Genomic DNA, 12,037 nt, shown 5'->3' with positions numbered 1-12,037 from the left:
GCGAAGGGCAGCCCGCCATACAGCCCGACTCCGGGACGCACCAGATCAAAGTGGTAATCCGGACCCAGCAAAATCCCGCCGGTCGCCGCAAGGGAACGCGGCACGCCGCAATCCTCGGTCATCCGGCGGAACTCTGCCAGTTGGGCGGCATTGGCGGGATGCGCCGGTTCGTCGGCGCAGGCCAGATGCGACATGATGAAGGCAGGTCCGGCGGCCAGAACCTCGGCGCGGATGGCGTCCCATTCGGCAGGCTCCATTCCCAGCCGGTTCATGCCGGTGTCAAGCTGGATGGCAAAGGGCGCGCCGGGCCGCATCACCCGGTCGCGAAAGAACTGTTCGGGGCTGTTCAGCACCGGAACAAGGCCGGACAGTTCTGCCCCCTCCATATGCCCCGACAGCACGCTGATGCGCGCGTCGGCGGGCAGATGCGGGCGAATCGCCTGCCCCTCGGATGCCAGCGCCACGAAAAAATCACGCGCCCCCGCCTCATACAGCGCCGGGGCGACCCGCGCTGCGCCCAACCCATAGGCGTCGGCCTTGACCACCGCCGCCGCGCGGGCCAATGGCGCACGGGCGGCAAGCGCCTTCCAGTTGGCCACGATGGCCGCGATGTCGATCTGAAGTCCCATCCCTCCGATTTCCTTCAAGCTCCGGCCCGCGTCAAGGCCGCTCTTGCAGGCGTGATATTAGCAATTTTGCATTTTCCTTTTGTCTACGACCGCATAATTTGCAAATTTTCCGTTTATTCCTTTCGCCGCACCGCAACTCAAGCTAATTTGCCGCAAATTTACCGGGAGGTTCCGCGATGAAGGACATTCTGCACGAACTGGAGCGTCGCCGCGACGAAGCCCGCCTTGGCGGAGGCCAGCGCCGCATCGACGCGCAGCACGCCCGCGGCAAGCTGACCGCCCGCGAACGGATCGAACTGCTGCTGGACGAGGGCAGCTTTGAAGAATTTGATATGTTCGTCGCCCATCGCAGCACCGATTTCGGGATGGAGAAAGACCGCCCCTATGGCGACGGCGTCGTCACCGGCTGGGGCACGATCAACGGCCGCATGGTCTATGTGTTCAGCCAGGACTTTACCGTGTTCGGCGGGTCACTGTCGGAAACTCACGCACAGAAAATCTGCAAGATCATGGACATGGCGATGCAGAACGGCGCACCGGTGATCGGGCTGAACGATTCGGGCGGGGCGCGGATTCAGGAAGGCGTGGCCAGCCTTGCGGGCTATGCCGACGTGTTCCAGCGCAACATCATGGCCTCGGGCGTGATCCCGCAGATCAGCGTCATCATGGGCCCCTGCGCGGGCGGCGCGGTGTACAGCCCGGCGATGACCGACTTCATCTTCATGGTGAAGGACACATCTTACATGTTCGTGACCGGCCCCGACGTGGTGAAAACCGTCACCAACGAGGTCGTGACCGCCGAACAGCTTGGCGGGGCCTCGACCCATACGCGGAAATCCTCGGTCGCGGATGGCGCCTTCGAAAACGATGTCGAAGCAATCAGCGAAATCCGCCGCCTGTTCGATTTCCTGCCGCTGTCGAATCGCGAGGGCGCGCCTGTGCGGCCCTTTTTTGACGACCCCGCGCGGATCGAGGAAAGCCTGGACACGCTGATCCCCGACAACCCGAACCAGCCCTATGACATGAAAGAGCTGATCTCCAAGGTTGCCGACGAAGGCGATTTCTATGAAATCCAAAAGGATTACGCCGGAAATATCATCATCGGATTTGTCCGGCTGGAAGGCCGCACCGTGGGCATCGTGGCCAATCAGCCGATGGTTCTGGCTGGCTGTCTGGACATCGACAGCAGCCGCAAGGCCGCACGCTTTGTACGGTTCTGCGATGCATTCGAAATTCCGATCCTGACCTTTGTGGATGTGCCGGGTTTCCTGCCGGGGACGTCGCAGGAATATGGCGGTGTCATCAAGCACGGGGCAAAGCTGCTGTTCGCCTATGGCGAGGCGACGGTGCCAAAGGTGACGGTGATCACCCGCAAAGCCTATGGCGGGGCCTATGACGTCATGGCGTCGAAACATCTGCGCGGCGATTTCAATTATGCCTGGCCCACCGCCGAAATCGCGGTGATGGGGGCCAAGGGCGCGGTCGAGATCCTGATGCGGGCCGATCTGGGCGATGCCGAGAAGATCGCAAAGCATACAAGGGAATACGAGGATCGCTTTGCCAACCCCTTCGTCGCCGCCGAAAAGGGCTTTATCGACGAGGTGATCCAGCCCCGATCCACCCGGCGCAGGGTAGCACGTGCCTTTGCCTCGCTGCGAGGCAAGAAACTGTCAAATCCCTGGAAGAAGCACGACAACATCCCCCTGTAACGCCTGGGTTCCCGGACCGATGCACAAACGCGTGAATGATGCGTCCATGCCACAGCTTTCCGCCGATCTGCAAAACGTGATTGCGGCGTGCTGTCTGCGTGAACGGCTGCCCGATATGATTGGCAACTGTCCGGCCCGCAACGAGGCCGGCAACCACTCGAGCAGCCGGCGCGACCTGTGCCGGTCCTACAGGAGCATGACATCATGTCGAAAAAAATCATCCTCGGCCTTGTGCTGGTCTCGGCTTTCGCCGCTTGCCAGCGTCAGGAACCCGAAGTTTACGCCCCCACCCCTAGCGCGGTCACGACCGAGCCGGTTTATCAGGGCAAGTACGGCAGCTAAGGCCCGGTTATCCGCGTCTGTGCCCGGGCGGCATGACCGCCCGCGCCAACTTTGCCCCCGGATGACCGCAGGGGGCAGGGTATGCTGAAGCATCGCGGCTTTCCCGGCCGCCTTCCCGGCACCGATTTCCAGTTCACCATCCGGCGCAACAACAAGAAGGGCGCGACGCCACTTGTCCGCCGCGAACGCTATCGCGACCGCAAACCTGCGGATCGCCGCGCCGATGCCGGGTTTCTGGCGGCGCTGATCGACCATTTCGGCGAAGACCCGTTCCCGCGCGGCAATCTGGATGCCGGTCGCCTGTCTTGGCTGATCGGTCGCGAGGTCGTGGCCGTGGGCGATCTGGACCCGGCCGATTACGAACAGTTGCTGCGCGTCGATCTGGCCCGCGCCCATGCCTCTTTTCCCGAACTGACCGCCGCAGAGGCCGAAGGGGATGACGCGGATTTCGACGAAAACGACGACGCGGCGGAGTTCCGCTGATGCCGCACACGGGGCCATCAACTAATCGCCAAGCCGGGGTTTCACCGTTTGACGCAAACAGGGCAATCGGCATAGTTAACAATTGCGTAAATCAATTGTCCCCTCGGACCCGTAGAAAAGAGAGTGTCTCATGCAGATTTCGATTTTCCTTCGCGTTGCCGGTGCCGCAGCAATCGCCTTTGGCCTTACCGCTTGCGATCAGATGTCGCGCGATGAAAGAAATGCCGCCGTCGGTGCCGCCGGTGGCGCAGTCATCGCCGAGGCGACCGATTCGAATGTTGTGGCAGGGGCCGCAATTGGTGGTGCGGCAGGTGCCCTGTGCGACGACGCAGGCATCTGCCAGTGATTCTGGCGTCCCGTCAGGATTTGGTGAGCAGTCAACAACGGTCGCATGTGCTGCGGTCGCCTTCATAAGAAACGGAACATCTGAATGTCTAAGCTGTCTCTTCGTGTTACCGGCGCTGCGCTGGTCCTTTCCGCCCTTGCAGCCTGCCAGCCCGGCTATCAGGCCAGCCTTCCGCCCGATGCGACCCGCGCGGCAAGCGGTGCAGTGGCCGGCGCACTTGTCGCCAAGGCGCTGGATGAGGACGTCGCGACGGGCGCGGCGCTTGGCGGTGCCGCCGGCGCGCTGTGCGACGATGTTGGCGTCTGCCAGCCGCGCTATTGATCCATCCCGGCAACGCGAAACAACCCGGCGCGGTCGCCTTTTGGGCCGCGCCGCCATCGCAAGGAATATTCTGACATGGCCAAAGTCTTTGCTTTGGCAGCCCTGCTTGGCGCGACTGCGCTTGCGGGTTGCACACAGAACATCAACCCGACCGATGCTGACCGTGCCGCAATCGGCGCGGCTGCCGGTGCCCTTGCCGGCTATGTCGGCGACAGGAAGGAAAGCGACATCTACAAGTATGCCGCTGTCGGTGCCGTTGGCGGCGCGCTTTGCGACGACGTCAGCCTGTGCCAATAACACCTTGACCATCCCGCGCCGCGACCATGCGGCGCGGGATCTTATCCGAAAAAACCGTCCGGGGTGCAGCCGCACCTTGGGCGGTTTTTTCATGACTTCTGGCCGGGGGTAGCCCATGTTCAAGAAAATCCTGATCGCCAACCGGGGCGAAATCGCCTGCCGGGTCATCAAGACAGCCCGCAAGATGGGCATCAAGACGGTGGCGGTCTATTCCGACGCCGACCGCAACGCGCTGCATGTGCAGATGGCGGATGAGGCCGTGCATATCGGCCCGCCCCCGGCGAACCAGTCCTATATCGTGATCGACAAGATCATGGAGGCAATCCGCCAGACCGGGGCCGAGGCCGTGCATCCCGGCTATGGCTTTCTGTCCGAGAACATGAAATTCGCCGAAGCGCTGGAAAAGGCGGGCGTCGCCTTCATCGGCCCGCCGACGGGTGCCATCGAGGCGATGGGCGACAAGATCACCTCGAAGAAGATCGCGCAAGAGGCCGGGGTTTCCACCGTACCGGGCTATATGGGCCTGATCGCGGATGCCGATGAGGCCGTGAAAATCTCGGGCGAGATCGGCTATCCGGTGATGATCAAGGCCTCTGCCGGTGGCGGCGGCAAGGGCATGCGCATCGCCTGGAACGATCAGGAAGCGCGCGAGGGGTTTGAAAGCTCGAAGAACGAGGCGGCGAACAGCTTTGGCGACGACCGCATCTTCATCGAGAAATTCGTTACCCAGCCCCGCCATATCGAAATTCAGGTGCTGGCCGACACGCATGGCAACGCGGTCTATCTGCACGAACGCGAATGTTCCATCCAGCGGCGCAACCAGAAGGTCATCGAAGAGGCCCCCTCGCCCTTCCTTGACCCGGAAACCCGCAAGGCGATGGGCGAACAGGCGGTCGCGCTGGCAAAGGCCGTGGGCTATGCCAGCGCGGGCACGGTGGAATTCATCGTCGATGGCGGTCGGAATTTCTATTTCCTTGAAATGAACACCCGCTTGCAGGTGGAACATCCCGTCACCGAACTGATCAGCGGCGTCGATCTGGTCGAACAGATGATCCGCGTCGCCGATGGCCAGCCCCTGCCCTTTGCGCAAACGGATCTGACCATCAATGGCTGGGCCGTCGAAAGCCGCCTTTACGCCGAGGATCCCTATCGCAACTTCCTGCCCTCGATCGGTCGCCTGACCCGCTACCGCCCACCCGCCGAGGTAGCCGCCGGGCCGCTGAAAGCCGCGAATAACTGGGTCAATGCCAATGAGGGCGGCGACAGCCCGGTGGCTGTCAGGAACGATACCGGCGTCTATGAGGGCGGCGAGATCAGCATGTTCTATGACCCGATGATCGCCAAGCTGTGCACCTGGGCGCCATCGCGCGCGCAGGCCATCGAGGCGATGCGCCATGCGCTTGACGAATTCGAGGTCGAGGGGATCGGGCATAACCTGCCTTTCCTGTCGGCGGTGATGGATCACCCGAAATTCAACGCCGGCGACATGACCACCGCCTTTATCGCCGAGGAATATCCCGACGGCTTTGCAGGTGCGACCCTTCCCCCGGATCAGATGAACCGCGTCGTGGCCGCCGCCGCCGCCATGTATCGCGTGACCGAAATCCGCCGCACCCGCATTTCTGGGCGTCTGGACAATCATGAACGCAAGGTCGGCACCCATTGGGTCGTTTTCGTCGGCCGCGACGAATATCCGGTGCGCATCAGCGCTGATCGCGACGGATCGAATGTCGAGGTGAACGGCCAGACGCTGCGCGTCGAAAGCGGCTGGACCCCCGGCCGGTCACTTGCGCGCCTGATGATCGACGGGCAGCCGCTGGTGATGAAGGTGGACCGCATCCCGTCGGGCATGCGGCTGCGCGTGCGCGGTGCCGATCTGGATATTCACGTCCGCCGGCCGCGCGCGGCGGAACTGGCGCGGCTGATGCCGGAAAAGCTGCCGCCGGACACCTCGAAATTCCTTCTCTGCCCGATGCCCGGACTGATCGTCAGGATCAATGTTGCCGTTGGCGATGAGGTGCAAGAAGGGCAGGCGCTGGCCACGGTCGAGGCGATGAAGATGGAAAACATCCTGCGCGCCGAAAAGAAATGCGTGGTGAAATCCGTCAATGCCGAGGCGGGGCAAAGCCTGAAGGTGGACGATGTGATTCTGGAGTTCGAATAGAAGCGTGAGCATCGACTGGCAGAACGTGTTCCTGAACGACCGCGTCGCTGCGGCCCTTGTGACCGCCCTTGTGGGCGGCACGGTGGTCGCGTTCGGCTGGTTCTGGACACATGCTCTGTCACGCCGCCGCGACAAGGTTCTGCGCGACGAACAGATCTCTGATATCCAGCGCGCCCTTTTGGCCGAGATCCGGGCCCATGTCGCCGCGCTGGAACGGCAAGAGGATGTCGAAAGCCTTGCGGCACGGAATACGCTGCGCAAAAAGCTGATTTCTGACCGGCATGTGCCGATCCTGCCGCATGAGGCCAATGACCGCATTTTCCGGGCAATGGTCGAACAGGTCCATCTTCTGCCCCAGAACGTGATTGATCCTGTGGTGCGGTATTACCGCCTTCTGGTGGTGCGCGTCGCGCTGGCGCAGGACATCCGCAGCAGCGCCAAGGATCAGCCTGTGCGGGCGGGCGATATGCTGGACGACTATATCAGCCTGACCGACGAGACGTTGCAGGCGGGAAAAACAGCGATGCTGATGCTGGGGGCAAGCCTGACGGGCGGTCGCGCGGCGGTCAGGGCCCTGCTTGAGGCGCTGGAGAATCAGGCCAGCGACGCGGCGGATGCGACCGCGACGAAAAATGATGGGGACGGGGTCAGTAAAACAGATTCGGACCGGAGAGACCCTTGATGGGCAAAAGACCGATCACCTCGGCGACTTCGTTGGAATTGCTGGCTTTCAGCAAACGCTGGACCAGTTCATCGGTGGTCATGGTGTGCGCATCGCGTGGCGCGCGCCGCACCGGTTCGGGCGTATCGACCTTGCGCAGGGCTGACTGGTTCGCCATCACTTCACCTCATCGCATCAGCAGGTGCCTTCCTTGCACCCTTGTCCCAAAGATAGGGGTTCGGGGCCGATTTTGCAACGAAAACCGCATTTCATGGCAAATGTTGCGTCAACCCTATTCGCCAAGATCCGCACGACCGATTTCCTGCCTGCGCAGGGGAAACTTGTCGATGGCGCGGCTGATTTCCCGCACGCTCCAGGGAAAGGGCTTGCGCAGCTTGATCTGCCCGTCCTTGTCGATCAGCACCAGCGAAAAGCCGCGCGGATGCAGCATGTCGCGCCAGTCGCTGCCCATCCCCGGATCGCTGTCGGCAATCACCACCACGTCACGTTCAACCAGCGCGCCGGGCTGCCCCCGCAGCATCCGCATCTGTTCGACAAAGGCCGGATCGTTCGGGGTGTCGGCAAAGACGACCAGCGGTCGCGACTGCCACAGGAAATCGCCGGGCGCGGCATCATCGGCCGCGCGCATCGGCAATTCGACCACCGGCGCGGTCGGCGGGGGAGTGGGCTCTGGCGCAGACTGGACGTTTAGCCCCGTGCTGTCGGGTGGCGCATCCGACCTGCCCGGCCCCATCGCTGCCAGAGCCATCACGAATATCACGAGTTTCAACTTCATAGGCACCTCGTTCCCTGAATATAGGACGTATCCGCCAATGGGAAAGGACGGATCATGACAAAACCGACGCTGGAAGACTGGCGCAAGCTGGCCACAAAAGAGCTGAAAGGCCGCGATCCGGACAGCCTGACCTGGAACACGCTGGAAGGAATCCCGGTCAAGCCGCTGTATACCGAGGCCGATACCGAGGGGCTGAACCATCTGGGCGGCCTGCCCGGCGTCGCGCCCTTCACGCGCGGACCGCGCGCCACCATGTATGCCGGCCGGCCCTGGACGATCCGGCAATATGCCGGCTTCTCGACCGCCGAAGAATCGAACGCCTTCTATCGCCGCGCGCTGGATGCCGGTCAGCAGGGCGTCTCGGTCGCCTTCGATCTGGCCACCCATCGCGGCTATGACAGCGATCACCCGCGCGTCGTGGGCGATGTGGGCAAGGCGGGCGTCGCCATCGATTCGGTCGAAGACATGAAAATCCTGTTTGACGGCATTCCGCTGGACAAGGTCAGCGTCAGCATGACCATGAACGGCGCGGTGATCCCGATCCTGGAGAATTTCATCGTCACCGGCGAGGAACAGGGGCATGATCGATCAGTCCTGTCGGGCACCATCCAGAACGACATCCTGAAAGAATTCATGGTGCGGCACCCCTATATCTATCCGCCCGAACCCTCGATGCGGATCATTTCCGACATCATCGAATATACCAGCGCCGAGATGCCGCGCTTTAACAGCATATCGATTTCCGGCTATCACATGCAGGAAGCCGGGGCGAACCTCGTGCAGGAACTGGCCTATACGCTGGCCGACGGGCGCGAATATGTGCGCGCGGCCATCGCGGCGGGAATGGATGTCGATGCCTTTGCCGGGCGGCTGTCGTTCTTTTTCGCCATCGGCATGAATTTCTTCATGGAAATCGCCAAGCTGCGGGCTGCGCGCCTGCTGTGGCACCGCATCATGAGCGAATTTGGCGCGAAAAAGCCCTCATCCCTGATGCTGCGCACGCATTGCCAGACATCTGGCGTGTCTTTGCAGGAACAGGATCCCTATAACAACGTGGTCCGCACCGCATATGAGGCAATGAGCGCGGCACTGGGCGGCACGCAGTCGCTGCATACCAACGCGCTGGACGAAGCCATCGCCCTGCCCACCGATTTCAGCGCCCGCATCGCCCGGAACACGCAATTGATCCTGCAAGAAGAAACCGGCATCACCCATGTCGTCGATCCGCTGGCGGGCAGCTATTACATCGAAAACCTGACCGCCGAGCTGGCGGACAAGGCCTGGGCGCTGATCGAAGAGGTCGAAGAGATGGGCGGCATGACCAAAGCCGTCGCCTCGGGCATGCCCAAGCTGAGGATCGAGGAAACCGCTGCCCGCCGTCAGGCCATGATCGATCGCGGCGACGAGGTGATCGTCGGCGTCAACAAATACCGCAAGGACCAGGAAGACCCGATCGACATTCTGGATATCGACAACATGAAGGTTCGCGAGGCCCAGATCGCCCGGCTGGAACGGATGCGCACCACCCGCGACGACGGTGTCTGTCAGGCCGCGCTGGCCGAATTGTCACGCCGCGCATCCGGGGGCGGCAATCTGCTGGAGGCGGCGGTCGAGGCCGCCCGCGCCCGCGCATCCGTAGGAGAGATTTCAATGGCGATGGAGAAAATCTTTGGCCGCCACCGCGCCGAGGTCAAGACTCTGGCCGGGGTCTATGGCGCCGCCTATGAGGGCGACGAAGGCTTTGCCGCGATCCAGCGCGATGTCGAAGCCTTCGCCACCGAGGAAGGCCGCCGCCCGCGCATGCTGGTCGTCAAGATGGGGCAGGACGGCCATGATCGCGGTGCCAAGGTCATCGCCACGGCATTTGCCGATATCGGCTTTGACGTGGATGTCGGCCCGCTGTTCCAGACCCCGGAAGAGGCTGCGCAGGACGCCGTGGACAATGACGTCCATGTCGTCGGCATCAGTTCGCAGGCGGCGGGTCACAAGACGCTGGCACCGAAACTGATCGAGGCACTGAAGGCGCAGGGGGCGGGCGATATTCTGGTGATCTGCGGCGGGGTGATCCCGCAGCAGGATTACGACTTCCTGCGCAAGGCCGGCGTCAAGGCGATCTTCGGTCCCGGCACCAATATCCCCGCGGCGGCGGCCGATATCCTGCAACTGATCCGTCAGGCCCGCGCGGCCTGAATCGCGCGGACCCTGTTGCGTCCCGCGAAAGCCTTGGGGGGCTTACGCAGCCCCCCAACCCCCCCTGCCCCGCACCATTCCGGCACCGCCACATCGATCGCCGCGCACGGATGGCAGACAAGCCCGTCACGGTCGGCTAGAACAGGTCCATGAGCCTGCCCCGCGCCCCCGACCGATTGTCCGACGAGATGGCTCAGGCCATCGGTCATACCGTGTCCACCTTTGGTTTTCTGGAAGAGGCACTGAAGCGCGCGATCTTTTCGCTGACACGGCAGGGCCTGGGACAGAATGCCGACGACGAGGCCTTGCAGAAATGGCTGCGGCGGATGGAGGATATCGCCGACGATTCGCTTGGCACTCTGATCGACAGCTTTCTTGCCGCGATGAAACAGGCGCATCTTGACGAACGCCATGTGCTTGCCGATATCCTGACCGGCATCCGGGTCCAGCGGAACCTGCTATGCCATGCTTCATGGCGGCCCGGAAAAGGGCCGGGGCGCTGGTATCCGACCTTCATCAACACCAGGGGCGAGTCGCATCCCGACGACATGGCGGCAGAGGATGTTCTGGCCGTCCAGGCCACTACGCTGAAGGCCGCGCGGCGGGTGGTCAGCATCATGCGCGCAACCGGAATCGACGGTGAATGGCTGGGATGGGAGGATGACGACAAGGACAATGACAATCAGCATGGCGGGGCGTAACGGACCGCCGACCGCCAGAGCGCGGCGCAAACCCTGTGCCACGCACGGTTCGGTACGCAATTCTGGCAACGACCGTCAGCGGGCGCCCAGACTCTGAACCGCGCGGGATAAAACCAGCTTGCCACATCGCAGCTTGGTTCTTTCCCTCGCCGTGGTTAAGCGGCTATAAGCGGCAAAATACCGCCATCCGGGCGAATGACGGCGGCATGATAACACCACAGAGGACCGCATGAGCAACAATTCCAGGAACGACACGCATCACGATGGCGATGTGGCCTTTATCAAGTCGCTGGCCGAGCTGCTGAATGCAAGCAATCTCAGCGAATTGTCGGTCAAGCGCGAATATGGCGAACATGACCGGCTGACAGTCAGCCTGTCCAAGCACGGCAAACAGGTTTCGGTGCAGGCCGTGCCGGCGCAGATCACCGCACCCATGGCCGCCGCGCCCGCGCTGGCTGCCCCTGCCGCCGCTCCGGATGCCGGGGCCGACCCCGCCAACCTGCCCGGTGCCGTACCATCGCCCATGGTCGGAACCGTCTACCTTGCCCCCGAACCCGGCGCGGCAGCCTTTGTCCAGATCGGCCAGCAGGTCGCCGAGGGCGATACGCTGCTGATCGTCGAGGCGATGAAAACCATGAACCACATCCCCTCGCCCCGCGCGGGAACCGTAAAGCGGATTCTGGTCGATGATGGCAGCCCGGTCGAATTCGGCACGCCCCTGATGGTCGTCGAGTGAGGCCCCCATGTTCGACAAGATCCTGATCGCCAATCGCGGCGAGATCGCCCTGCGCGTGATCCGTGCCTGCCGCGAAATGGGCATCTGCACCGTCGCGGTGCATTCCACCGCCGACAGCGACGCGATGCATGTGCGCATGGCCGATGAATCGGTCTGCATCGGCCCGCCCCCCTCGGCCGAAAGCTATCTGTCGGTTCCGGCGATCGTCTCGGCCTGCGAAATCACCGGCGCGCAGGCGATCCATCCGGGCTATGGCTTCCTGTCGGAAAACGCCAGTTTCGTGCAGGTGCTGGAAGATCACGGCATCACCTTCATCGGCCCGACCAGCGAACATATCCGCATCATGGGCGACAAGATCACCGCCAAGGAAACCATGAAGGCGCTTGGCGTGCCCTGCGTTCCGGGATCAGAAGGCGGCGTGAACGATGTGGCGGCCGCGCTGAGCGTCGCTGCGGAAATCGGCTATCCGGTCATCATCAAGGCCACCGCCGGCGGCGGCGGTCGCGGGATGAAGGTGGCGCAGGACGAGAAGAGCCTGGAAGTCGCCTTCCGCACCGCCCGTGCCGAGGCCAAGGCCGCCTTCGGTAATTCCGAGGTCTATATCGAGAAATACCTGCAGAAGCCGCGCCATATCGAGATTCAGGTCTTCGGCGATGGCAAGG

General features: G+C 62.7%; 15 protein-coding genes. 12 read left to right on the top strand and 3 right to left on the bottom strand.

What is annotated here, in order from left to right; genetic code table 11:
• Positions 1-629, bottom strand: a 629-nt coding sequence (locus ACK5L9_RS16220; protein ID WP_416912504.1) for an alanine racemase, incomplete at its 3' end; no start/stop codon positions are given.
• Between the two features lie 176 nt (positions 630-805).
• Between ACK5L9_RS16220 and ACK5L9_RS16215 the strand changes: the two genes are divergently transcribed.
• From ACK5L9_RS16215 to ACK5L9_RS16180, 8 genes are all read left to right on the top strand, one after another.
• On the top strand, positions 806-2,338 hold the full coding sequence (locus ACK5L9_RS16215; RefSeq protein ID WP_416912503.1) for an acyl-CoA carboxylase subunit beta: 1,533 nt from the start codon (positions 806-808) through the stop codon (positions 2,336-2,338).
• 204 nt (positions 2,339-2,542) lie between these two features.
• A complete protein-coding gene (locus tag ACK5L9_RS16210) occupies positions 2,543-2,680 on the top strand; it encodes a hypothetical protein (RefSeq protein ID WP_416912502.1) in 138 nt (45 codons plus the stop codon).
• A gap of 81 nt (positions 2,681-2,761) precedes the next feature.
• Positions 2,762-3,163: a hypothetical protein gene (locus ACK5L9_RS16205; RefSeq protein ID WP_416912501.1), complete on the top strand. Its 402-nt coding sequence runs from the start codon at positions 2,762-2,764 to the stop codon at positions 3,161-3,163.
• A 130-nt stretch (positions 3,164-3,293) separates the two neighbouring features.
• A complete protein-coding gene (locus tag ACK5L9_RS16200) occupies positions 3,294-3,509 on the top strand; it encodes a hypothetical protein (protein WP_416912500.1) in 216 nt (71 codons plus the stop codon).
• Positions 3,510-3,593: 84 nt separating this feature from the next.
• A complete protein-coding gene (locus ACK5L9_RS16195) occupies positions 3,594-3,830 on the top strand; it encodes a hypothetical protein (protein WP_416912499.1) in 237 nt (78 codons plus the stop codon).
• Between the two features lie 75 nt (positions 3,831-3,905).
• Positions 3,906-4,127: a hypothetical protein gene (locus tag ACK5L9_RS16190; RefSeq protein WP_416912498.1), complete on the top strand. Its 222-nt coding sequence runs from the start codon at positions 3,906-3,908 to the stop codon at positions 4,125-4,127.
• Positions 4,128-4,242: 115 nt separating this feature from the next.
• On the top strand, positions 4,243-6,291 hold the full coding sequence (locus tag ACK5L9_RS16185; RefSeq protein WP_416912497.1) for a biotin carboxylase N-terminal domain-containing protein: 2,049 nt from the start codon (positions 4,243-4,245) through the stop codon (positions 6,289-6,291).
• Positions 6,292-6,295: 4 nt separating this feature from the next.
• A complete protein-coding gene (locus ACK5L9_RS16180; RefSeq protein ID WP_416912496.1) occupies positions 6,296-6,973 on the top strand; it encodes a hypothetical protein in 678 nt (225 codons plus the stop codon).
• On the opposite strand, the gene ACK5L9_RS16175 is transcribed toward ACK5L9_RS16180, so the two are convergent.
• Positions 6,939-7,130, bottom strand: coding sequence for a hypothetical protein (locus tag ACK5L9_RS16175; protein WP_416912495.1), 192 nt, complete (start codon positions 7,128-7,130; stop codon positions 6,939-6,941). The genes ACK5L9_RS16180 and ACK5L9_RS16175 overlap by 35 nt on opposite strands.
• A 114-nt stretch (positions 7,131-7,244) precedes the next feature.
• Positions 7,245-7,748, bottom strand: coding sequence for a DUF4174 domain-containing protein (locus ACK5L9_RS16170; RefSeq protein WP_416912494.1), 504 nt, complete (start codon positions 7,746-7,748; stop codon positions 7,245-7,247).
• Positions 7,749-7,802: 54 nt separating this feature from the next.
• On the opposite strand from ACK5L9_RS16170, the gene scpA reads away from it, so the two are divergent.
• The 4 genes from scpA to ACK5L9_RS16150 form a co-directional block, all read left to right on the top strand.
• Positions 7,803-9,938, top strand: coding sequence for a methylmalonyl-CoA mutase (scpA, locus tag ACK5L9_RS16165; RefSeq protein ID WP_416912493.1), 2,136 nt, complete (start codon positions 7,803-7,805; stop codon positions 9,936-9,938).
• Between the two features lie 149 nt (positions 9,939-10,087).
• Positions 10,088-10,639: a hypothetical protein gene (locus tag ACK5L9_RS16160; RefSeq protein ID WP_416912492.1), complete on the top strand. Its 552-nt coding sequence runs from the start codon at positions 10,088-10,090 to the stop codon at positions 10,637-10,639.
• Positions 10,640-10,868: 229 nt separating this feature from the next.
• Complete coding sequence (accB, locus tag ACK5L9_RS16155) at positions 10,869-11,375, top strand: acetyl-CoA carboxylase biotin carboxyl carrier protein (protein WP_416912491.1); 507 nt, start codon at positions 10,869-10,871, stop codon at positions 11,373-11,375.
• A gap of 7 nt (positions 11,376-11,382) precedes the next feature.
• A partial coding sequence (locus ACK5L9_RS16150) for a biotin carboxylase N-terminal domain-containing protein (RefSeq protein WP_416912490.1) occupies positions 11,383-12,037 on the top strand: 655 nt, incomplete at its 3' end.

Origin of the sequence: Paracoccus sp. (in: a-proteobacteria) (assembly GCF_047973135.1) — a bacterium.
GTDB lineage: Bacteria > Pseudomonadota > Alphaproteobacteria > Rhodobacterales > Rhodobacteraceae > Paracoccus.
Note: the sequence above shows the minus strand (reverse complement) of the source record. Positions and strands in the feature narration are given on the sequence as shown.

Coding starts and splice junctions, on each gene's coding strand:
- ACK5L9_RS16215 (WP_416912503.1), top strand. CDS start 806: ATGAAGGACATTCTGCACGAACTGGAGCGTCGCCGCGACGAAGCCCGC.
- ACK5L9_RS16210 (WP_416912502.1), top strand. CDS start 2,543: ATGTCGAAAAAAATCATCCTCGGCCTTGTGCTGGTCTCGGCTTTCGCC.
- ACK5L9_RS16205 (WP_416912501.1), top strand. CDS start 2,762: ATGCTGAAGCATCGCGGCTTTCCCGGCCGCCTTCCCGGCACCGATTTC.
- ACK5L9_RS16200 (WP_416912500.1), top strand. CDS start 3,294: ATGCAGATTTCGATTTTCCTTCGCGTTGCCGGTGCCGCAGCAATCGCC.
- ACK5L9_RS16195 (WP_416912499.1), top strand. CDS start 3,594: ATGTCTAAGCTGTCTCTTCGTGTTACCGGCGCTGCGCTGGTCCTTTCC.
- ACK5L9_RS16190 (WP_416912498.1), top strand. CDS start 3,906: ATGGCCAAAGTCTTTGCTTTGGCAGCCCTGCTTGGCGCGACTGCGCTT.
- ACK5L9_RS16185 (WP_416912497.1), top strand. CDS start 4,243: ATGTTCAAGAAAATCCTGATCGCCAACCGGGGCGAAATCGCCTGCCGG.
- ACK5L9_RS16175 (WP_416912495.1), bottom strand. CDS start 7,130: ATGGCGAACCAGTCAGCCCTGCGCAAGGTCGATACGCCCGAACCGGTG.
- ACK5L9_RS16170 (WP_416912494.1), bottom strand. CDS start 7,748: ATGAAGTTGAAACTCGTGATATTCGTGATGGCTCTGGCAGCGATGGGG.
- scpA (WP_416912493.1), top strand. CDS start 7,803: ATGACAAAACCGACGCTGGAAGACTGGCGCAAGCTGGCCACAAAAGAG.
- ACK5L9_RS16160 (WP_416912492.1), top strand. CDS start 10,088: ATGAGCCTGCCCCGCGCCCCCGACCGATTGTCCGACGAGATGGCTCAG.
- accB (WP_416912491.1), top strand. CDS start 10,869: ATGAGCAACAATTCCAGGAACGACACGCATCACGATGGCGATGTGGCC.